General features: G+C 59.6%; 20 protein-coding genes. 5 read left to right on the forward strand and 15 right to left on the reverse strand.

The annotated features are described in order from the left end of the window. Window positions 1–7 precede the first annotated feature (7 nt). Genes ABEB25_RS15105 through ABEB25_RS15115 form a run of 3 tightly spaced genes read left to right on the forward strand, consistent with a single transcriptional unit; the run spans window position 8 to window position 2615 of the window. Window positions 8–775 (forward strand): DUF1295 domain-containing protein, encoded by a 768-nt coding sequence (locus ABEB25_RS15105; RefSeq protein WP_345737252.1) that lies wholly within the window; start codon window positions 8–10, stop codon window positions 773–775. A 47-nt stretch (window positions 776–822) separates the two neighbouring features. Further along, window positions 823–1863, forward strand: coding sequence for an SAM-dependent methyltransferase (locus tag ABEB25_RS15110; protein WP_345737253.1), 1041 nt, complete (start codon window positions 823–825; stop codon window positions 1861–1863). 8 nt (window positions 1864–1871) lie between these two features. Beyond that, window positions 1872–2615 carry a tetratricopeptide repeat protein gene (locus tag ABEB25_RS15115; RefSeq protein ID WP_345737254.1) on the forward strand — a complete coding sequence of 248 codons (744 nt, stop codon included), beginning with the start codon at window positions 1872–1874 and terminating at the stop codon, window positions 2613–2615. Here ABEB25_RS15115 and ABEB25_RS15120 read toward each other — a convergent pair. The 4 genes from ABEB25_RS15120 to ABEB25_RS15135 all read right to left on the reverse strand — a co-directional run bounded on the left by ABEB25_RS15120 (window position 2610) and on the right by ABEB25_RS15135 (window position 6034). Continuing rightward, entirely contained in the window at window positions 2610–2912 is a 303-nt protein-coding gene (locus ABEB25_RS15120) for a hypothetical protein (protein ID WP_345737255.1), read from the reverse strand. The two genes, ABEB25_RS15115 and ABEB25_RS15120, sit on opposite strands and share 6 nt — an antisense overlap. A 102-nt stretch (window positions 2913–3014) precedes the next feature. Further along, window positions 3015–4577, reverse strand: coding sequence for a citramalate synthase (gene cimA, locus ABEB25_RS15125; protein ID WP_345737256.1), 1563 nt, complete (start codon window positions 4575–4577; stop codon window positions 3015–3017). Window positions 4578–4867: 290 nt separating this feature from the next. Further along, entirely contained in the window at window positions 4868–5218 is a 351-nt protein-coding gene (locus ABEB25_RS15130; RefSeq protein WP_345737257.1) for a hypothetical protein, read from the reverse strand. An 81-nt stretch (window positions 5219–5299) separates the two neighbouring features. Then, window positions 5300–6034 (reverse strand): Bax inhibitor-1/YccA family protein, encoded by a 735-nt coding sequence (locus tag ABEB25_RS15135; RefSeq protein WP_345737258.1) that lies wholly within the window; start codon window positions 6032–6034, stop codon window positions 5300–5302. Window positions 6035–6194: 160 nt separating this feature from the next. Here ABEB25_RS15135 and ABEB25_RS15140 point away from each other — a divergent pair, with 160 nt between their 5' ends. Further along, window positions 6195–6644 (forward strand): cupin domain-containing protein, encoded by a 450-nt coding sequence (locus ABEB25_RS15140; protein WP_345737259.1) that lies wholly within the window; start codon window positions 6195–6197, stop codon window positions 6642–6644. Between the two features lie 67 nt (window positions 6645–6711). Here the strand turns inward: ABEB25_RS15140 and ABEB25_RS15145 are convergent, their stop codons facing one another. The 8 genes from ABEB25_RS15145 to ABEB25_RS15180 all read right to left on the reverse strand — a co-directional run bounded on the left by ABEB25_RS15145 (window position 6712) and on the right by ABEB25_RS15180 (window position 16684). Beyond that, entirely contained in the window at window positions 6712–7203 is a 492-nt protein-coding gene (locus ABEB25_RS15145) for a LysM peptidoglycan-binding domain-containing protein (RefSeq protein ID WP_345737260.1), read from the reverse strand. 55 nt (window positions 7204–7258) lie between these two features. Then, window positions 7259–7651 carry a hypothetical protein gene (locus ABEB25_RS15150; protein ID WP_345737261.1) on the reverse strand — a complete coding sequence of 131 codons (393 nt, stop codon included), beginning with the start codon at window positions 7649–7651 and terminating at the stop codon, window positions 7259–7261. A 71-nt stretch (window positions 7652–7722) separates the two neighbouring features. Continuing rightward, window positions 7723–9123: a sulfatase family protein gene (locus ABEB25_RS15155; RefSeq protein WP_345737519.1), complete on the reverse strand. Its 1401-nt coding sequence runs from the start codon at window positions 9121–9123 to the stop codon at window positions 7723–7725. Between the two features lie 15 nt (window positions 9124–9138). After that, the gene (locus tag ABEB25_RS15160; protein WP_345737262.1) at window positions 9139–10638 is read right to left on the reverse strand and encodes a sulfatase; all 1500 of its coding nucleotides are present in this window, start codon (window positions 10636–10638) and stop codon (window positions 9139–9141) included. 2 nt (window positions 10639–10640) lie between these two features. Next, on the reverse strand, window positions 10641–12374 hold the full coding sequence (locus ABEB25_RS15165; protein ID WP_345737263.1) for an arylsulfatase: 1734 nt from the start codon (window positions 12372–12374) through the stop codon (window positions 10641–10643). A gap of 94 nt (window positions 12375–12468) precedes the next feature. Continuing rightward, a complete protein-coding gene (locus tag ABEB25_RS15170; protein ID WP_345737264.1) occupies window positions 12469–13488 on the reverse strand; it encodes a tetratricopeptide repeat protein in 1020 nt (339 codons plus the stop codon). Between the two features lie 46 nt (window positions 13489–13534). Then, the gene (locus ABEB25_RS15175; RefSeq protein ID WP_345737265.1) at window positions 13535–14872 is read right to left on the reverse strand and encodes a sulfatase family protein; all 1338 of its coding nucleotides are present in this window, start codon (window positions 14870–14872) and stop codon (window positions 13535–13537) included. An 18-nt stretch (window positions 14873–14890) separates the two neighbouring features. Then, window positions 14891–16684 (reverse strand): arylsulfatase, encoded by a 1794-nt coding sequence (locus tag ABEB25_RS15180; RefSeq protein WP_345737266.1) that lies wholly within the window; start codon window positions 16682–16684, stop codon window positions 14891–14893. 130 nt (window positions 16685–16814) lie between these two features. On the opposite strand from ABEB25_RS15180, the gene ABEB25_RS15185 reads away from it, so the two are divergent. Beyond that, window positions 16815–17408, forward strand: coding sequence for a golvesin C-terminal-like domain-containing protein (locus ABEB25_RS15185; RefSeq protein ID WP_345737267.1), 594 nt, complete (start codon window positions 16815–16817; stop codon window positions 17406–17408). Window positions 17409–17477: 69 nt separating this feature from the next. Here the strand turns inward: ABEB25_RS15185 and ABEB25_RS15190 are convergent, their stop codons facing one another. Genes ABEB25_RS15190 through ABEB25_RS15200 form a run of 3 tightly spaced genes read right to left on the reverse strand, consistent with a single transcriptional unit; the run spans window position 17478 to window position 20078 of the window. Beyond that, on the reverse strand, window positions 17478–18401 hold the full coding sequence (locus ABEB25_RS15190) for a sulfurtransferase (RefSeq protein ID WP_345737268.1): 924 nt from the start codon (window positions 18399–18401) through the stop codon (window positions 17478–17480). Between the two features lie 20 nt (window positions 18402–18421). Then, entirely contained in the window at window positions 18422–19096 is a 675-nt protein-coding gene (locus tag ABEB25_RS15195; protein WP_345737269.1) for a hypothetical protein, read from the reverse strand. A gap of 22 nt (window positions 19097–19118) precedes the next feature. After that, window positions 19119–20078: an inorganic phosphate transporter gene (locus tag ABEB25_RS15200; protein ID WP_345737270.1), complete on the reverse strand. Its 960-nt coding sequence runs from the start codon at window positions 20076–20078 to the stop codon at window positions 19119–19121. Between the last annotated feature and the right edge of the window lie 18 nt (window positions 20079–20096).

A 20096-nucleotide genomic window follows, 5' to 3' on the forward strand; every position in this document is an offset into this window, starting at 1 on the left:
ACCTGCCATGTTGATCGCCGCCCTGATTCTCCTGATGCTCTTTGTGCTGACCTGGGCACTGAGCGTAAAACTGAACAACTACTCCTTTGTGGATGTCACCTGGGCGCTGGCCTTTGCGCCTGTGGCGGCCTGGTATGCGGTGAGCGGTGAGGGCTGGATGCCGCGCCGGGCGGCCATTGCCGTGCTGGTGGGAGCGTGGAGCCTGCGGCTGGGCATTCACCTGTGGCGACGGGTGGCCAGCCATCATCCGAAGGAGGATGTACGCTATGCGGTGCTGAGGGAAAAGTGGAAAGCAAATCCACCGAAAGCTTTCTTTTGGTTCTTCCTCGCGCAGGCGGTGCTCGTTTGGCTGCTGATGCTGCCCGTGCACCTGATCTGCCAGCAGGCCATGGAGCCCTTTCATATACTGGAGTATGTGGGGCTGGGGATCTGGTTTGTGGCCCTGATCGGCGAAGGGATCTCCGATGCACAACTGGCGCATTTCAAGAGAACCCAAACAGACTCGAAAGGCATCTGCGAGGTGGGTCTGTGGCATTACAGCCGGCATCCGAACTATTTTTTTCAATCGCTGCTGTGGTGGGGGCTGTTTCTCATGGCGCTGCCTGCCGCGTGGGGCTGGACGGCGATCGTGGCCCCGCTGGCGATGCTACACTTTTTGTTAAACGTCACGGGCATCCCGCTGACGGAGAAGCTGTCGGTGGAGAAGCGCGGTGATGCGTACCGTGACTATCAGCGGCGCACCTCCGCCTTTGTGCCCTGGTTTCCGAAGAAGTGAATCCAGATGCCCCCTGACAAACGCATTTCCGATACCCCCTCCAAGTCATGCTGAACCTCAACGACCTCCTGGCCAAAGACATCCTGCCCGATGCGGCTATCCGATTTGGCATCCGCCAACGGCTGGCCAACACGCTGCGCAAGCAGAAGCAGCCCACGATTGAAGCGCAGAAGGCCGCACTGCTGAAGCACATCGAAGGCCTGAAGAAGAGCCCGGTGGCCATCGCCACGGATGAGGCCAATGAGCAGCACTACGAGGTGCCGACGCGGTTTTACCAGCTCTGCCTAGGCAAGCACCTGAAGTACAGCAGCGGCTACTGGCCGGAGCCTAGCACGACCTTTGACGAGTCCGAGGCGATCATGCTGAAGATGACCTGCGAGCGGGCCGAACTGAAGGACGGACAGCGCATCCTGGAACTGGGCTGCGGGTGGGGTTCGCTCTCGCTGTGGATGGCGGAACACTACCCGAAGGCGCAGATCACGAGCGTGTCCAACTCACGCACGCAGAAGGAATTCATCGATGCTGAGGCGAGAAAGCGAGGGCTGGACAACCTGACCATCATCACGGCGAACATGATCCATTTTGAAGGCGTGGGCGAGGGTGTCTTTGACCGCTGCGTCTCGGTGGAAATGTTCGAGCACATGAAGAACTACCAGGAACTGCTGCGGCGGGTTTCGACCTGGCTGAAACCGGGCGGCAAGCTTTTTGTTCACATCTTCACCCATCGCGAATACGCGTATCACTATGAGGTGACGAGCGATGAGGACTGGATGGCGAAATACTTTTTCACGGGTGGCCAGATGCCGTCGGACGACCTGCTGCTGTACTTTCAGGATGATCTCAAAATCGAGGATCACTGGTGTGTGAGCGGCATGCACTACAGCAAGACTTCAGAAGCTTGGCTATCCAAGATGGACGCGAACAAGGCGGAGATCATGCCGCTTTTTGCAGACACCTACGGCAAGGACCAAGCGGTGAAATGGTGGGCCTACTGGCGCATCTTTTACATGGCCTGCGCGGAGCTGTGGGGATACCGCGACGGCGAGGAGTGGATTGTCTCCCATTATCGGTTCATCAAACCCAACTAACCCACTTTATGAAACGCCCCCTCATTCTGAGTCTTGCTGTTTTGATGCTGGCCGTGCACGGACAGGCGAACGACCTCATCCGCCAAGGCGACCTCTATGACCAGGAGTTCAAGCCGGACGAGGCGTTGAAATATTACCTGCCTGCGGAAAAGCAAAACCCAAACGATGCGGCGCTGCTGGTGAAAATCGCCCGGCAGCATGTCTTCCGCATGGACGGGCTGAAGACGAATGCCGAAAAGTTGGCGGAGGCCCAGACGGCGCTGGCCTATGCAGAACGGGCGGTGCTGGCCGACCCCAGGAGTAGTGATGCGCACCTTTCCATCGCCATCGTGCATGGCAAGATGACGCCGCTGCTGGGGAACCGGGGAAAGATAGAGGCCTCCAAGAAGATCAAAGAATCTGCGGAGAAAGCGGCGAAACTGAACCCGAAGGATGACTACGCCTGGCATCTGCTGGGGCGCTGGCATCAGGCCCTGGCGGGCATGGGCAGCCTGACACGGGGCATTGCCCAACTGGTGTATGGGGAGCTGCCTGCGGCGACGAACGAGGAGGCGGTGACGTATTTCAAAAAGGCCATCGCCCTGAAGCCGGACCGTCTTTTGCACCACATTGAGTTAGGCCGTACGTATGCCCAGATGGGCAAGACGGAGGAGGCCAAGGCGGCCATCAACAAAGGCCTGGCCATGCCGAACCGGGAGAAGGATGATCCTGAAACCAAGCGCCGCGGACGGGCGACGCTGGCGGGGCTATGACAGGAGCTTTCCCAGAAGCAAGCGGCCAACCAAGATTAGGGTGAGGATAACTAGAAAGCCGAAGCTGATGGCCATGAGGTCTCCGAGAGTGGCCTTGCGCCGGGCTAGCCCCATGATAAGGAGCATGGCCCACCAGGCCGCCATGGACAGGATGACACACTGAGTAAAGTAGCCACCATTCAGCATGACTAAGCTGAGGAGAAGAAGGAAGAGCTGGAAACCGAGGCCTACAACGACGGCCTTAAGCAGGTCTTTTCGAGAAGTGGAATGAGGCAGCGGAGGCGTGGCAGCGGGCATCCAAATGAGACCTGGGGTGGAAGCCGATCTGTCAAAATGAGTCCGCGCAGGCACAAAAAAGGCAGAGGGGATACCTCTGCCTTTTCTCCGAGCGAACCGATTTTAGGGCTGCTTGAAGAGGTAGTGTTCCAGGCTGTCCACCAGGGCCTGCCAGGAGGCGTCAATGACGTTCGTGGAGACACCGACGGTGCCCCAGGTGCGGGTGCCGTCACTGCTGACGACGAGGACGCGGGTCTTGGCGGCGGTGCCGCTGCCGCTATCGATGATGCGGACCTTGTAGTCCTCCAAACGCACCTGAGCGATGGCGGGGAAGTGCGGCAGCAGGGCCTTGCGCAGGGCTTTGTCCAGCGCGTTCACGGGGCCGTCGCCTTCATCCACGGTGTATTCGTCGTTGCCGTTCACGTGGATCTTCACCGTGGCCTCGGTGGTCTCGGTGGAGGAACCGGAATGGTAACGATGGGTGGTGTGATACTCGATGAGATCAAAGCAGCGGGTCTGCTGGCCGAGCTGCTTGCGGATGAGGAGTTCAAAGCTGGCTTCAGCGGCTTCGAATTCGAAACCTTCGCTCTCCATGTGCTTGACTGTGGCGAGGATCTTCTGAACCTCGGGGCTGCCTTTGGTGAGGGCGACGCCCATGGCCTCGGCCTTCATGAGGACGTTCGACTGGCCGGACATGTCGGAGATGGTGATGACGCGCTCATTGCCGACGAGGGAGGGATCCACGTGCTCGTAGGTGCGGGCCAGCTTTTGCACGGCATGGACATGAAGGCCGCCTTTGTGCGTGAAGGCGGCGAGGCCGACGTATGGGGCGCGGATGTCGTGGGGGACGTTGGCCAGCTCATCCACAAAGAAGGCGAGGTCGCGGAGGCGGGTGAGGTCCAGCCCGAGGTCAAAGCCCATTTTCAACTGAAGGTTAGGCATGACGGTGATGAGGTTGCAGTTCCCCACACGTTCGCCGTAACCATTGATGGTGCCCTGGACCTGATTGGCCCCGGCACGGACTGCGGCGAGCGCATTGGCGACACCGACGCCGCCGTCATTGTGCGTATGGATGCCCACGGGACCGCCGAGATGGGCGATGACCTTGCGTGTGACTTCCTCCACCCACTCCGGCAGGGCGCCGCCATTGGTCTCACAAAGCACAACGAGGTCTGCGCCGGCATCCTTGGCGGCCTTGACGGTCTTCAAGGAGTATTCGGGATCTTCACGGAAGCTGTCGAAGAAGTGTTCGGCATCGTAGAGCACCTCACGGCCATGCTTTTTCAAGTAGGCGACGGTGTCTGCGATCATGGCGAGGTTTTCTTCCAGGCTGACCTGGAAGACTTCGGTGACGTGGAGGGGCCAGGTCTTGCCGACGATGGTGACGGCAGGGGTCTGGGCATCGAGCAGCATCTGGACCTGGGCGTCGTCCTCGACCTTCACCTTGCCTCGGCGGGTCATTCCAAAGGCAGTGATCTTGGCGTTTTTCCAGGTGCGCTTGGCGGCCTCCTGGAAGAAGGCGGCGTCCTTGGGATTGGAGCCGGGCCAGCCGCCCTCAATGTAGTGGACGCCGAAGTCATCGAGCTTTTCAGCGACGCGGATTTTATCGAGGGTGCTGAAGGAAATGCCGGTGCCCTGGGTGCCGTCGCGCAGGGTGGTATCGTAAATGGTCACTGGAACTGACATGGAAGGAGAGAGGGAGGTCAAAAAGAGGGTCTAAACAATGGGAAGCGATGGCAGGACATGGGAGTGAAGCGGAGGGCACAATCCCGATGAACGCGGGGGACACTTTTGCCGCTGGAGGCACCCCTTGGGTGCGGCGACAACAGGCCGTGACGGACTCCTGCGGCTGCGTTACGCGCAGAGGAGCCCGCTGATAATTCGAATCGCAAAGATGGCTGGTTGGGTGGCCATGAGGGTCGGCAAATTAACGCGGCGTGCCGGGTAGGCAAGCAGAGGTTTGAGGAAATGGGTGGTTAGGCAGCCTTTTGCCGAGGGGCCCGTTTATGAAACAGCATGACAAGCAGGCCCAAGACCAGTGGCAGACACGGTATCCACAGGGCTTCCCAAAGCGGCCCCTGAGGGGTGGGATCGTTAGCAGCCGCAAAATCAAGATGGTAAATATGCGCGATAAAGAGGACCGGATACCACCCCGAAACAAAAGCTGCCAAGCCCAGCCAAGTGGAAATCCACCTTTGAGACTTCAAGAACAAACGGATCAAGACAGCCAGCAATGCCGAGCCTGAAGCGAAACCAAAACAGATGAAATAAAGGGTAAAAAGCCCTTCAGGCATTTCGTCCAATGGACTGGCTGTGGCTAGCATCATCTTTGTTCCAGAATAAGAGAGGGTAAAAGAAAACCGCCATGTCCTAAAGGACGATGGCGGTTCTGCAAAGGGGCGGTCAGATCAATCCCGGCGGGCCAGTTTGGACAGCAGGCGGAGGATTTCCACGTAGAGCCAGACGAGGGTGACCAGGAGGCCGAAGGCGGCATACCACTCCATGTATTTCGGGGCACCGTGGGCGCAGCCGTTTTCGATGAAGTCGAAGTCCAGGACGAGGTTCAGCGCGGCGATGATAACCACAGCGATGCTGAAGCCGATGCCGATCATGCCGCTGCCATGAATGTAGGGGATCTGGATGCCGAACATGCCCAGCACGATGGTGACGAGGTAAACGAGGGCGATGCCGCCGGTGGCAGCGAAGATGCCGAGCTTGAAGTTTTCCGTGGCACGGATGAGACGCATGGAATAGGCGGCCAGCAGGGCGAGGAGGACGCCGCCGGTGAGCAGGATGGCCTGAAGGGCGATGCCGTGGAACTGCATCTCATAACGGGCGGAGAGACCGCCGAGGAAGAGGCCTTCGGCAAGGGCGTAAAGGCTGCCGGTGACGGGGGACCAGACGGGCTTGAAGCTGGTGATGAGGGCCAGGATAAAACCGGCGATAGCCCCACCAATGACCCAGGTCATGGCGGCGGCGGGATCGGTCATGGCCATGTTCCAGGTATAAATGGCCGTGGCGAAGGTGAGGAAGAGGAGGAAAGCCGTCTTGTTCACCGTGCCCTGGAGGGTCATCTGGCCGTGACCGGCGTGGGCGGGTGACTGGAAGGTGGATTCGTTGAGCAGTGGGTTCGACGTGCGCATGGCAGGGAGATAACGTCTAGGGTTTCCTTTGACTAGCCTTTTTTTGCTGCGGGTTTGGCACGACTTGCCAGGAAAAAAGGTTGGTATCGGATAGGCGGAGGTGGGCGGCGGGCGGAGGAGGAGGATTGATTTAAAAAGCGGGGCTGGCTAGGGTGACTGCATGCCTGACTCCCCTGCCCGTTTCATCCAGATCAATGATGCTGCCCGCGAGACCAATCCCTGGACGAACAATGAATGGCTGTGCCGACCTGATCTGGTGGAGGCGGAGAAACTGCTGCTGGTGAGGGCGAACATGGCACCGATGCACTGCCACCCGTTTCACTGCCACCCGCACCGCGAAGAAATCATCTATGTGGTGCATGGGCGTGCGGAGCAGTGGGTGGGAGATGAATGCCGCATCCTGAGCGCAGGTGAAATGGCACACATCCCGCCAGGGGTGGTGCATGCGACCTACAATCCGCATCAGGAGCCGCTGGTGTTTCTGGCGATCCTGTCTCCAGCGAAACTGCCGGATGAACTGGCGGCGGTGCAAGATCCGCAAGATGTCTCCGATCAAGCCCCCTGGGCCACACTGCGCCAGGGACGGCCTGAGTGCCAGACGCTGGCCTGAGGACGATGACAGAAAAAAGCCGGGCTGCCTTTTTCAAGACCAGCCCGGCCGCAGAAACCTGTGAGGATCAGCGGGGGATCTTCAATGTCTTGCCAGCGCGGATCATGTCCGATTTCAGGCCGTTGGCGGCTTTGATCTTGGCGACGGTGGTGTTGTTCTTCCGGGCGATGGCGCCCAGGTTGTCACCCGCCTTGATGGTGTAGCTGGAGCTTCCGCCTTTGGACTTGCTGGCGGTGGTTTTCTTTTTCGAAGACACCTTTACCACAGGGGAAGGCTGGCGGCGGGAGACGCTGCCACCATGAGAGGCCTGCCAGCGAGCGACATCGTCGTCAGAGGCGGCCCGTTCGCCTTCGGCAGCCCAGGCGGTGACGTAGTTGCCGTTCGGGTCGAAGGGGTAGTCCTTCTTTTCCATGGCGTGCGGCGGAGTCTGCGGGGAGCCGGTCAGATTGATGACGGGAAGCTTGCGCGGAAGACCGCGGGGCGCAGAGCTTCCGCAGGAGGCCATGAGCAGAGGCAGCACCACGGCACCAAGTATGGAAAAAACACGGAGGGGAGACATCGTGATGCAGAGTGGACGCAATGGGGCGGCCCCGCAACTGGGAGCCGTCGGGAGTTTACTCACCCGGGGTATGAAAACGACGTACCAGTTCCTTCACCCGAGGGACGTTTTGTTTATCGCGCTCCATGATGACGACACGTTCGTGGTAGGCCTTGGAGCCGGGCTTGGCCAGGGAATATACCCAGCGGGTGTCGTTATCGAGCCGCTCGGAGGGCTGCTTGCCCATGATCTGATAAACCTGGCGGCCATCCATGCCGGGCTGCAGGCGGTTGAAGTTCACCTCATTGTATTCCATGGCATAACGGGTGCCGGAGACAAGAAAGTACTTGGTGGCATTCATCGAGTCCGTGCTGCTGTAGCCCATGCTGGAGGCATAATAGAGGTAAATGGCCGCAGGGATGGCGAGCAGGAGGAGAGGGGTGAAGAAGTACCAGTTTTTCTTGAACATGCGAGGGGTGGGGAAAGGCGGCGATGCTGGAGCAAAGGGCCACGGACGGCAAGACAAAAGCGAGAGATGGATCAACGGGCGGGAAAAAGATGCTCGCCACGCTTGGCGGCCTGATGAGCTTCCTTCGTATCTTGCGGGATGCCCGGATCGCCCTGTTCTGCCAGCCAGCGGTCCAGCTCGCCCGAGAGGCGGGCGCGTGTGGCGGCGTGCTGAGGATCAGCCGCGAGATTGGTCATTTCATACGGATCGCTGGCTGTGTGGTAAAGTTGCTCCGCCGGGCGGGTGATGTAGCGTTTCACCAAAGCGTAGGTATCGGGATGGTCCGCGGCAAAGTTGACCCAGGTGGGCCAGTAGGGGTTGTTCAGCGCGCCATTGCCCTGGATACCCATGACATGTTTTTCGATGTAGATCTCATCGGGGGTCAGGTTCCGGATGTAGCGGTACTGGCCATCCGTGAGGGTGCGGATGGGGTAGGCCGGGCCTTCGGGGATGTTGTTATGCAGGCCATAGGCGAACTGGCGGTGGTCGGTCACTTCACCCCGAAGAACGGTGGCAAAGCTGCGGCCATCGAAGGCGGCAGCCGTCCCCTTCCCGCCTGCCACCTCCATGAGAGTGGGAGCCACATCTGCATACTGGACGAGGGCATCGGTACGTTTGCCTGCGGTGATCTTGCCAGGCCAGCGGGCGATAAGGGCCGTGTGCAGGCCGGTATCCCAATTGGTCCATTTGTTGCCGGGGAACTGGGAGCCTTGCTCCGAGGAGAAAAGCACGAGTGTGTTTTCATCCTGGCCAGATTCTTTGAGCAACGCGAGGATCTCGCCCACCTGGCCATCCATGTAGGTGATCTCGGCGAGGTAGCGCCCGAAGTCCTCGCGGGTTTTGGGGGTATCGGCGATGTTGGGCGGGAGCTGGATTTTTTTGGGCGGATACTTCGTGGCATCTCCCATGACCCAGGGCACATGCGGATCCACCAGGGCGATGACGAGGCAGAAAGGCTCGTCCGGCTTGCGCCCGATGAATTCGCGGGCCCCGGCGAGATCATGTCCCTGGGTGGGATTGCGCACGCAGTTAGGATCAAAACCCGGCACGGATTCAAAAGGAAAGGAGGCCTCCGGCAGCACATGGGACTTGCCGGCCAAACCGACACGGTAGCCCAAAGGAGCAAGGTGATGTGGCAGGCTGCGGGTGCCAGGGCGGCTGGCGCTGTGGTTCCAGGCGCAGCCATTGCGCATGGGATACTGGCCGGTGTACAGCTCTGCCCGGCAGGGCTGGCAGATGGCCTCGCTGACGTAGGCGCGATTGAAGGTGAGGCCCTGGGCGGCCAGGGTATCAATGTGGGGTGTCTTTGCATTCACACCGCCATACACAGGCAGGTCATTGTAGGTGCAGTCATCCGCCAGGATGATGAGGACATTTGGTCTGGCCTGGGCCGAGACAATGCCCGTGGCGAGAAGCAGGAGGAAAAGGGCGATGAATTTCACAGGTCTCTATTTCTTCTTTTGGTTAGGCTTGGCGAGGGCTTCCGGCTGGCGATCCAGCAGGGCGCGCAGTTCGGCCACCACCTGCGGCTGCGATGCGGCGAGGTTGCGGGTTTCCAGTGGATCTTCCTGGTAGTCGTAGAGCTCCAGATCGGCGGTGTCCGATGCGGCATCTGGTTTTTTCCATTCGACGAGGCGATAGCGCTCGGTGCGGATGGCACGGCCGATGACGGGCTTTCCCTCACGCTGGCGGGGAAAGGCGTGGGTGGCATGGCTGCGGATACGGCGGGCCGGATCGCGCAGCACGGGGACGAGGCTGGTGCCATCCAGAGGCTGAGGACCGGGGTGGGCAGGCAGCCCGGCGAGCTCCACCAAGGTAGGCAGCACGTCCACCGTCTCGGCGGGTTGACGAGTGGAGGAGCCTGGAGCAGCGATGCCCGGAGCGACGACAATGAGGGGGATGCGGTTGGCCTGCTCGTAGTTGGTGTGTTTTGTCCACATGCCATGGTCGCCCAGATGCCAGCCGTGGTCGCCCCAGAGCACGATGATGGTTTGATCCGCAAGGCCCTGGGCATCCAGTTCATCCAGCACCCGACCCAGCTGGGCATCCATGAAGCTCACAGCGGCATAGTAACCATGAATGAGAGTGCGCTTCATTTCCGGGGTCAGCGGAGGGCTTTCGGGGATGGGGGTGTAGTTGTTCAGTTCCCCCAGGGTCTTGCCCGCATAGGAGGGTGCGCCGTCAGGGGGCGTGACACGTGTGGGCAGAGGGAAAGCGGCGCGGTCATGCATGTCCCAGTATTTTTTGGGTGCGGTGAATGGCAGGTGAGGTTTCACAAAACCCAGGGCTAGAAATAGGGGCTGATCCGGCTTCTCCTTCGCAGCACGCAGACGCCCGATGGCAGCATCGGCGATGCGACCATCGGCATAGGCATTGTCCGGCACGTTGCTGTTTTCCCAGGCGGCTCCGCGAGGAAGATCGCGAATTTTGCCGAGCTGCTGATTGGTGAAGTAGGCTTCTTCGCGGGTCAGCTTGCCATCCGCCGAATTGGCGGGGTTCAGGTATTCGATCACCTTTTCTTTGATCGGCGGAAGGCTCCAGGAGGCCTCGTCGTCGTGATTGCCATGGCCTGTGTGGAGGATCTTGCCGATGGCTTCGGTGCGCCAGCCGTGGGATTTGAAATACTGAGGCAGGGTGACTGCATCGGGCACGGCTAGGCGGAAGTTGTCTGTGAGGTTGTAAATGCCCAGGGAGGTGGAGCGTGAGCCTAACAACAGATTGTTTCTGGAGGGGGCGCAGACCGCCTGATTGCAATAAGCGAGGTCAAAGCGCATGCCGCGTGCGGCGAGGCGGTCGAGATTGGGTGTCCTGGCCAGAGGATCGCCATAACAGCCGATGGCGGGCTTGAGATCGTCCACACAAATCATCAGCACATGCGGGCGGGAAGGTGCGGCTGCAGCCAGCGGCAGTGTGACGGCGAGAAAGAGGAAGCTGAGGAAGGCGCGCATGATCAGGCTTTCTTTTTACCCTTCTTGCCCTTTTTGTTAGGCAGAGGATCGCCATGCGGCAGCCCCCAGATCCAGGGAATGACCTGGGCGCGTTTGGCCCAGATCTCCCACTGGGCGGCCATGGCTTTCAAACGCTCTGGTTCGTTGGCGGCGAGATTGTGCTGTTCGGTGCGGTCGGCCTCCATGTTGTAAAGTTCCCAGGCTCCCTGCGGGCCTTTGGCAACGAGTTTCCAGATGCCATCGCGGACGGCGCGGTTGCCTTCATGCTCAAAGAAGATGGGTTCCTGGCGGCCGATGGATTCGCCTTTGAGGGCAGGCCGCAGGCTGACGCCTTCGACAGGCTTGATCTTCAGCCCCGCATGTTCGGCCGGATAGCTAGCCCCGGCGACATCCAGGCAGGTGGCCATAAGATCAATGAGATGGGCGGGCTGGGGCTCCAAGGAATCATGACGAGCAGCGGGGATTCCTTTGGGCCAATGGGCCACCAACGGGGTGCTGATGCCACCTTCATGCACCCAGTGTTTGTACTCGCGGAAGGGGGTGTTGCTGACATTGGCCCAGGCCTCGCCGTAACCATGATAAGTGTCTGCACCGCCCGGAAGAATGCCGTACCCCTGGCGCATGGGGTGGCCATCGCGGGTCTGTTTGGGAATCATGTCCGGTTGCAAATCGGTAGCCGCCATGGCTGGCAGCGTGGGTTTTTCCGCCCTGGGTTTGAAGGGACCGTTGCGCCCCATACCTTCGGCGCAGCCGCCATTGTCCTGGAAGAAAAGGATGAGGGTGTTGTCGTATTGCCCCTGTTTTTTCAGCTCGGCGACGAGACGGCCAATGCTCTGGTCCATGCTGTCAATCATGGCCGCAAAAACCTCCATGCAGCGGGTTTCGAACTCGCGATTCTTCACCTCGCTCCAGGCACCACCGGCCTGCGGGGCGACCTGCCAGCTAGGCGGCAAAAGGCCGAGCTTTTTCATCTTCTCCACACGGGCGGCGCGGATGGCATCGTAACCGGCATCATACTTACCCTTGTATTTGGCGATGTCCTCCGGCTTCGCATGCATGGGCCAGTGCGGGGCCGTCATGGCCACATACATGAAGAAAGGTTGCGCCTGATGATCGCGTGCATGGTCCGCTACAAAGCGGGTGGCGTGGTCTGCAATGGCATCGGTGTAGTAGAAGGATTTGGGCTGATACTGCGCATCGGCAAAGGGGGAGATGAACTCGTTGTCGCGAGTGAGGGTGTTCGGATCAAAGTAGCTGCCCGCGCCATGGATGGTGCCATAAAAGCGATCGAACCCACGCTGGAGCGGCCAGTTGGCCTTGGCATCGGCATCCTGGGGATTGACCTTTTTGGTGACGTGCCATTTTCCGGCCATGTAGGTACGGTAACCCGCAGGCTTGAGCACCTCGGCAATGGTCACGGAGTCGCGGCTGAGCTCGCCCCGGTAACCAGGCAGGCCTTTGTCATCCATCATGTGACCGATGCCTGCCTGATGCGGATAAAGCCCTGTAAGCAAGGCTGCGCGGGTGGGGCAGCAGCGGGCGGTATTGTAAAACTGGGTGAAGCGCACGCCGCCCTTGGCCAGGGCATCCAGGTTCGGCGTGCTGATCTCACTGCCAAAGCAGCCGAGGTCCGAATAGCCCATGTCATCCGCCATGATGAGGATGATGTTAGGCCGATCCGCCGCGTGGGCGGAGAGGAGGGTCAAAAGGAAGCCGATGAGCAAGAACGAACGCATTCCCCTATCACGTAGTAACCCTTGCCATCTTGCCAGTGAAAAAGCCACCGCTGCCTATCTGGAATGCAAGTGGTGGGAGAAACGGAGGGGCGACCTATGGTGCCGCTGGAGATGACTGCACGAGGTACTTCTTTTGAAACTCTGCCGCTGCGTCCAGGCCAGCAGCGATCCATTTCATTTCATCCTGGCGGACGGATTCGTGGTAGGCGGCCCCTTTCAGCAAGGCGGTCTTGAGGCTGGCCTCCACCTTGGTCATATCAAAACCCATGGAGGTGCGGCCGCTCTCTTTGCACTTCTCGGTGAGGCGATTTTTCTCCTTTTCATTGGGGGCCTTCAAGGCGGCGTGCATGTAGCATATACCAGCAAGGTTTGCGGCATTGTCCCGGAGGTCGCCCGCCATCAGAAGGTCACCCAAAGCCTCCTGCAGCAGCGGGTTGTCAAAGTCTGCAAAGAAGATCATGCCTGTCACGCCACGGATGGCATCGGCCCGCTGTTTGGTGGTGAGTGTGAGCTGCTGAGTGGCGCTGGCCGGCAGGCCGCCTGCTTCCTGGCGCGCGACATACCTGGCGAAGCCCGGGGTCATCCAATTGATTTCGCGCGAATCCCCCGGCAAGGCTGCGGGCAAGGTCTGTTTTTCGAGGACCCATTCCACCAGCCACTTTTGATATTTTTCACGTCCGAAGTGGGCATAGGCATTGATGGCGAGGGCTTTTTCAATCCAGCGCAGGGCTTCCTGAAGATCGCCTGTGTAGATGTAAAAGGTGCCAAGATTTGAACAGGTTTCATACAGGCCTGGGACCAGCTTGTCTTTGCGCAGCATCGTCTGGATGGCCGCCCGATGGTCGCCAAGCTTATGCTGGGAAACCGCCAGGTCATCGAAGTGCCAGGGAAGAGATTTGTCAGAGGCGATGTCTTTCTCCCGCTGCTGGATGCGCCACTGGTGGAACTCCTTGGAATGGCGGGCAAAACTGCCGCTGATGAGCACCCCGATGCCGGGAAAGCGGGCGCGTTCGGAATTCAAGGTGTCACTGTCCCAGATGCAACCATAGGCTGCCTGTGACAGCAGCGCAGCGAAGAGGATGACCTTGATGCCCGGCAGATTCATGAATGACATGATGCCATGCGTGGGGTGCCGCCGAAAAGAACTTTATTGCTCCGAATCACTCTGGCTGCTGCCAGGGCACGGTGCCGCCACGCTGGATGTGCTGGCGAAGCTCGGCGGAAAGTTCATTGAAGATCTTCGGGGCCTTCATGCGGAGATTGGTTTTCTCCTGAGGATCGTTCTTCAAATTGTAAAGTTCCAAGGGGCTGAAGGGATCGTTCTGCATCAGCTTCCAATCTCCGCGAATGAGGGCCTCGTAGCTTTTGCCACCGTAGGCGGCACCGCCTTCGCGACGCACGAAGTAAAGGCTGCGTTCAGTGACGACATCTTTCCCCATGAGCACGGGAACGAGGCTGACGGCATCGAGTCCTGAGCGAGGCGTGGCTCCAGCGAGTTCGAGAAAGGTGGGAAAGACATCGAAATTCAGGCCTGCATAATCGCTGCGAGATCCGGCCTGGATGTGGCCGGGCCAGCGCACCATGAAGGGCACCCGCAGAGCGCCATCGTAGTGGCTTTGTTTGCCATCACGCCAAGGGTCGTTGTTCTGACCGTGAGGCAGGGAACCACCGTTGTCCGCAGAGAAAACGACCACGGTGTTTTCCTCCAAACCCGTTTCCTTCAGGGTGGCGAGGACCTGACCGATGCGGTCATCCAGGTGCTCGACAAAGGCGACGTTCATGGCGCGTTTTTCATCGAGCTGCGGCGCGCGTTTTTTCACCTTGTCCAGCCATTCGGCGGGGGGCTCGATGGGGAAATGCGGAGCGTTGTAGGCGAGGTAAAGGAAGAAGGGCTGGTCCTTTTTGCCCGCACGTTCCTTCAGGTAATCACTGGCCCAGGTGGAGAAGAGATCGGTGGCATGACCGGTAGGATCAACGACTTCCGCATTGCGACGCATGTAGTTATTCCCGTGACGCAGATGGGTGCTGTAACTGTCCATCATGTCGCCCAGAAAACCGTGGAAGAGATCAAACCCGCGCTCATTGGGGGTGTTGGGGGACTCCAGTCCCAGGTGCCATTTGCCAATGGCGGCTGTGTGGTAGCCGCTCTTTTTCAGTTCATCGGCCAGGGTGGGCAGCTTCTGATTGAAGTAGCCCCAGGAGTTCTCGGGCTGGGTGCGGATAACGCCAGGCACCCCGGCGCGGTCCGGATAGACGCCAGTGAGCAAGGCCGCCCGCGAGGGGGAGCAGACGGTGCAGTTTGCCCGCATGCGGGTGAAGAGCATGCCTTCCTTCGCCAGGCCATCGATGTTCGGCGTTTGCACGTCGGAATCGTGGTAGGCGGAGACATCGCCATAACCGTGGTCATCCGTGAAGATGATGAGGAAATTGGGCCGCGCGCCCAGGCCCTGACTGAAGGTGCAGAGGAAGGCGAGGGCCAGTAATGAAAGGAGCTTCATGAGAGATGAGAAGGAGGCTCAATCCAGCAGCGTGAGGGTGACACGGCGCACATCCATGACGGATTTTCCGGGGATCTCGAGCGCACGCAAGGTTAATGCCCCCTGCCCTGCCTCCAGTTTCATCTCGCCAAGATTCAGAGTGCGAAACTCCTTCATCTGAGATTCGCCATGCGGCCGTGGCAGGGTGTCCTGATTCGTGTAAAGCGGCGGATCCCAGCCCGGGGCCACCTTGCCACTGAGACGGCTGTCCTTGAAAGCCAGCTCCAAGGTGGAACCCGCATCGGCGATGGGACAGGTGTAGTCCACGGTGACTTCATAACGGCCTGCGGTGTGGACATCCAGCAACCAGACCATGTGATCGTCCTTGGCGGTCCAGTTGACAAAGTAGGAGCAGTTGGGGGCGTTGCTGCTGCGCTGCACTCCGCCGCGCGGTTCGCCATCGCGGGCAGGCAGCATGGTGATGGGAAATTCACGGTAGCCCACAGGAATGGGACGAGGATCCACGGCATTGCCGCCGCCTTTCTTTTTGCCCTTGGCCTTAGCCTCCTTCACGGTCACACCCAACACTTCTTTGCGCCAGGTGGCGACCGCTTCGCTGAGTTTGGCCGCGAGGGCGGGCTCCTTGTCATTGATGGCGGTGGTCTGGCCAGGATCGGCGACCATGTCATAAAGCTGGCCCGCGTTGTCCAGGCGATGCTGCTGGGTGCGCACGCTGACATTGGAGGCCCAGGTGGAGAAGATCATGCGGTCGGGCCATTCGGGGGCCTGTTTTTTCAGCAGCGGGGTGAGGTCGCGGCCATCAAGCGGCCTGTCACCGACGCGGGGAATCTGGGCCAGAGAAACGAGGGTGGGCAGGAGGTCGATAGCCCCGGTGATCTGCGTGACAGTGTGGCCCTGCGGCAGGGTGGAGGGCCAGGAAATGTAAAAGGTGGAACGCACGCCGCCTTCGTCTGTCGTGCCTTTTTTGCCTTTCATGCCGCCGGTCCAGCGGTTGCTGTTCGGGCCATTGTCAGAGAAATAAATGACAATTGTGTTTTTTGTTAGGCCATGCTCTTTCAGCCGCTCAAGAACCCTGCCGACATTGCCGTCCTGGTTTTCGATCATGGCCAGGGCGCAGCGGGTTTCATCGGCGATTTCATTGGCGGCCTCAGTCGCGGTCTGGGTGAGGGGCTTGTCTTTGAAACGCTGCCAATCCTTCTCCGGTGCAGCCCAGGGAGAGTGGGGGGTGGTGAAGGGCACGTAACAAAAGAAGGGGCGGTCCTTGTTCCGATCAATGAAGTTCAGCGCCTTGTCCGTGCAGATGTCCACGATGTAACCTTTCTCGCGCACCATCTTGCCGTTCTGTTCGAGCGGCGGGTCAAAATACTCTCCCCAATGGCCGGAGGTGTGGCCGTAGTATTCATCAAAGCCGCGTGCCATGGGATGGTAGGGCCACTGGCTGCCATTGTGCCATTTGCCAAAGGCCCCGGTGGCATAACCAGAAGCTTTGAAAGCATCGGCCACGGTTTTTTCGCCGAGGTCCAGCCGCTCCTGCCCGGTGGAAACTCCGCGCACACCCCCACGAGGATGATAGCGCCCGGTCAAAAATTCACCCCGGGTGGGCGCACAGACGGGGCAGACATAAAAGCGGTCCAGCGTGACACCGGATTTGGCGATGGAATCAATGTTCGGCGTGGACACCATCTTGTTGCCGTTCTGGCTGTAATCGCCCCAGCCCGCATCATCCGCCAGGAAGACGACCACATTCGGTTTGGGCGACTGGGCGGCGGCCAGCGAACAGAGGCTGAACAGAATGAGCAGGAAAGGTTTCATGGTGGCGGGACGGCAGGTGGAGCAGGAGCACGAAAAACGCAGAGGCGTGGGCATTCCTTCAGCGAAAAAAGGAATTCACCTGCAACGAGCCGGACTTGCCTTTTCCCAGCCTTCAAGAGATGAAGGTGGCATGAAACCCTGGCACCTCCTCCCTGCCCTGCTACTGACCTGCCTAGCCCCGGGCCAGGAGGTGGCCCCCAAGCTGAAACCTCACCCGCAGGCGGTCAAAAACAGTCACGCCCCTGGCGAAGTGGACCGGCCGGAGATGCTTCCCTTCATCATACGAGACAGCGGCACATTGCCAGGAATCGTGGTGGATGAAATGGAGGCGGCCCTGGTGGGCGAATGGCAGTATTCCACCCATACGCCGCCTTATATAGGCCTGGGCTACCTGCATGACATGAAGAGTAGCAAGGGCCATAAATCCGTGACCTTCACACCCGACCTGCCCCAGGACGGCTGGTATGAGGTGCGGCTAGCGCATTGTTACAATGTGCGCCGGAGCACGCGGACTCCGGTCACGATTCATCATGCAGAGGGTGAGACTTCCATACGCATCAATCAGCAGGAGGAACCGAAGCATGGGCGGCTGTTTCGCTCCCTGGGCAAGTTTCGTTTTAAAGCCGGCCGTGCTGGCTGGGTGCGCATCTCCAATGAAGGGACGGAGGAGAACAAGGTGGTGATCGCCGATGCCGTGCAGTTTTTGGCCGTGGCAGCGGAGTGAAGGAAAGGACGGCCAAAAAAAATCCCGCCCCAGAGGCAGGCCTCTGAGAACGGGACTTCGACGTGAATTCTACTTCGCCATGCGTGGCGTCGTCTCGGCAGGCAGGGACTGATTTTCGACCCACACATACTCCTTCCAGGCGCCTTCATAGAGACGCACGTTCGGGTAACCGGCGACATGCTTCAGGTAAAAGCGCACGAGGCTGCCTTCACGCGAGGTGCCGCAGTAGCAGATGATCTTTTTGTCCGGGGTGATGCCGGCTTTTTCGAGTTCGGCCTTCACTTCGGTGAAGGGTTTGAACTTATGGGTGTTATCCTTTTCCATGAGGCGGGCCCAATGAAAGCTGACAGCCCCTGGGATGTGGCCTTTGCGCAGCCAGACATCGTCTTCACCGATGAATTCATTGAGAGGACGGGCATCCACCAGGATGACATCGGCCTGGTCTTTTTCCGCCTTCACAGCCGTGATGTCGGCAGCGATTTCGGGAGTGCCTTTTTCAGGGAGCACTCCGGCAGGATTGCCATAGTAATGCTGGGTGGTGGGATTGCCTTCAGCCTTCCATCCAGGCAGTCCGCCATCGAGGATGCGGATGTCCTTGATGCCGGCTTTTTCCAAGACGTGGGCCACCATGGTGGCGCTGAGGATTTCGTCATTCGGCAGCACTGCCCCCGTGGCATAGACGAGATGAGTGCGGTCTTTGTTGGCCCCGGCACGGATGAGCAGAGCCTGAGTGAGATCCTCCGGGAGATACTGCACGGGCACGGCGGCATCGGTGCCGCGCAGGGTATCGAAATTCAGGTGATGGGCCGTGGGCAGGTGGCCACGGAAGTAGTCTTTGTAACCGCCGCGAGTGTCGAGCACGACGGGGCGCTTGGCAGCGTCCGGGTTTTCGATCAGGGCTTTGGCTTCCGCAGGGGTGATGAGGCCGATGTCGGCGTGCGATACAGGAACCAGGAGGGCCAGCAGGGCCAGGAATGTGCAGAGAGGTTTCATGGAAGGGATGGTGTGGCTAATTAGAAAGTGAAGACGAAGTTGATCTTGGCGATGACGCTCACGGAGCCCTGGTCCGGGAAGTTGGCCCAGGTTTCCAAAACGATGTTTTTAGTTAGGCCGTACTTGGCCCCGAGCGATGGCAGCCAAGCCTCCTGGTCGCGTGTCTGTACCAGATCGGCATTGAGGTTGAAGTCGCGATTCAGCAGCTTCCAGGTGCGGTCCACACCCACGAGAAGGCTGTTGCCGTTCGTCTGCACGCCGTAGCCGAGATGAAAACGAGCCAGGCCGAAGTCATGGGCCAGCATGGCGTAGGTGAAAGGATCGCCCGCGCGGTCAATGTCGCTCAGGGCCACACCTGCCACGCCCAGAGCGAAAGCACCGTCTTCCCAGGGCTGAAAACCGACCTTGGTCTGGAAAAAGAGAGGGCCACTGAGATCGGGTCCCAGAGGGCTGTCCAGGCCCCATTCCAAGTGAGCCGGACCCAATTCCCAACCCGTTTTAAAGCCCATCCAAAAGGAGTGCTGGCCTTCGCCATTGGCGGCAAATTGGTTGGCCCCGCCGAAGCTGCTGAAGGCCTGAATGGCCACGGTGCGGTGCGGCACGGTATCGGCCGTGGGGATGTTGTTGAGGCCTGTCGGTGTGGCGTGGAGGGCGGTCGCTGAGGCAAGTGCCAGAAGGCAGATGGTTTTTTTCATCGTGGGTTTAGGAAACAATTTTTCAAAAAATGGCCCGGCAAATGAAGTAGGCGATCGCGGCCAGGACCGCCGCACAAGGCAGCGTGATGACCCAGGCGAGAAGCACGGGAATGGCCGTGTGCCAGCGTGCCTGGCGGGTGATGATGCCAATGCCGAGGAGGGAGCCCACGGAGACATGCGTGGTGGACAGTGGCAGGCCATAGACGGAACCCGCGATGACCAGCATGGAGGTGGTGAGATTGGCCGTGAAACCCTGGCCTGGATTCATGTCGGTGATCTTGTGTGAGAGTGTTTCGGCCACCCGGCGGGCACTGATGAGGCCACCCAAAGTCATGGCGACCGCGACAAGAAAGATGCCCTTTTCCCCAGTGCAAAAAGACACACCTCCCAGAAGAGCGGCAATCTTGGGCGTATCATTCAGACCACGGGCAAAACCAACGGCCCCTGCGCTGAGAAAATGCAGAGCGTCCAGGGTGCGGGTGCGATGATCAGGGGCCAGCCTTAGCCCTCGAAGCAGCACGTAGAGCAATGTGCCCAGGAAGATGGCCACGACAGGTCCAAACAACAAAGGCACCGCAAACGTGCTCCAAAGATGGCCAAAATTCACCCCCGTGGGACTCGCCACCAGACCTGCGCCCACCAAGCCTCCCGTGAGAGCATGTGTGGTGGAAACCGGAAAGCCCAGCCAAGTGGCCAAACTGCCTGTGACTGCAGCACCGGCTGCAACGGCAAGAAGGAAAGCAGGATCGGCAATCAGGGCATCTGGAACCAGTCCCTTCCCTGAAAAAGCCTTGATCAAATGCTGCGCCAAAAACACCGCGCAGACAGCGCCTGCCCCCGTGGTGAAATTCCCCCAGTTGAGCGCCACACGATACGATGTGGTGCCACTGCCAAAGAGTGAAGCCACGCCTTTGAAATTGGCGTTGGCTCCATTGGCATAAGCCACAATGGCAGCAACAAGAACGATGAGGATGGGCAGCACGGGCCTGACAAAGCAATG

The organism is Prosthecobacter algae (assembly GCF_039542385.1).
GTDB classification, from domain to species: Bacteria; Verrucomicrobiota; Verrucomicrobiia; order Verrucomicrobiales; family Verrucomicrobiaceae; genus Prosthecobacter; species Prosthecobacter algae.

Bases quoted from the DNA above. Each gene is read 5' to 3' on its own strand.
- ABEB25_RS15105 (WP_345737252.1), top strand. From the start codon at position 8: ATGTTGATCGCCGCCCTGATTCTCCTGATGCTCTTTGTGCTGACCTGG.
- ABEB25_RS15110 (WP_345737253.1), top strand. From the start codon at position 823: ATGCTGAACCTCAACGACCTCCTGGCCAAAGACATCCTGCCCGATGCG.
- ABEB25_RS15115 (WP_345737254.1), top strand. From the start codon at position 1,872: ATGAAACGCCCCCTCATTCTGAGTCTTGCTGTTTTGATGCTGGCCGTG.
- ABEB25_RS15120 (WP_345737255.1), bottom strand. From the start codon at position 2,912: ATGCCCGCTGCCACGCCTCCGCTGCCTCATTCCACTTCTCGAAAAGAC.
- cimA (WP_345737256.1), bottom strand. From the start codon at position 4,577: ATGTCAGTTCCAGTGACCATTTACGATACCACCCTGCGCGACGGCACC.
- ABEB25_RS15130 (WP_345737257.1), bottom strand. From the start codon at position 5,218: ATGATGCTAGCCACAGCCAGTCCATTGGACGAAATGCCTGAAGGGCTT.
- ABEB25_RS15135 (WP_345737258.1), bottom strand. From the start codon at position 6,034: ATGCGCACGTCGAACCCACTGCTCAACGAATCCACCTTCCAGTCACCC.
- ABEB25_RS15140 (WP_345737259.1), top strand. From the start codon at position 6,195: ATGCCTGACTCCCCTGCCCGTTTCATCCAGATCAATGATGCTGCCCGC.
- ABEB25_RS15145 (WP_345737260.1), bottom strand. From the start codon at position 7,203: ATGTCTCCCCTCCGTGTTTTTTCCATACTTGGTGCCGTGGTGCTGCCT.
- ABEB25_RS15150 (WP_345737261.1), bottom strand. From the start codon at position 7,651: ATGTTCAAGAAAAACTGGTACTTCTTCACCCCTCTCCTCCTGCTCGCC.
- ABEB25_RS15160 (WP_345737262.1), bottom strand. From the start codon at position 10,638: ATGCGCGCCTTCCTCAGCTTCCTCTTTCTCGCCGTCACACTGCCGCTG.
- ABEB25_RS15165 (WP_345737263.1), bottom strand. From the start codon at position 12,374: ATGCGTTCGTTCTTGCTCATCGGCTTCCTTTTGACCCTCCTCTCCGCC.
- ABEB25_RS15170 (WP_345737264.1), bottom strand. From the start codon at position 13,488: ATGTCATTCATGAATCTGCCGGGCATCAAGGTCATCCTCTTCGCTGCG.
- ABEB25_RS15175 (WP_345737265.1), bottom strand. From the start codon at position 14,872: ATGAAGCTCCTTTCATTACTGGCCCTCGCCTTCCTCTGCACCTTCAGT.
- ABEB25_RS15180 (WP_345737266.1), bottom strand. From the start codon at position 16,684: ATGAAACCTTTCCTGCTCATTCTGTTCAGCCTCTGTTCGCTGGCCGCC.
- ABEB25_RS15185 (WP_345737267.1), top strand. From the start codon at position 16,815: ATGAAACCCTGGCACCTCCTCCCTGCCCTGCTACTGACCTGCCTAGCC.
- ABEB25_RS15190 (WP_345737268.1), bottom strand. From the start codon at position 18,401: ATGAAACCTCTCTGCACATTCCTGGCCCTGCTGGCCCTCCTGGTTCCT.
- ABEB25_RS15195 (WP_345737269.1), bottom strand. From the start codon at position 19,096: ATGAAAAAAACCATCTGCCTTCTGGCACTTGCCTCAGCGACCGCCCTC.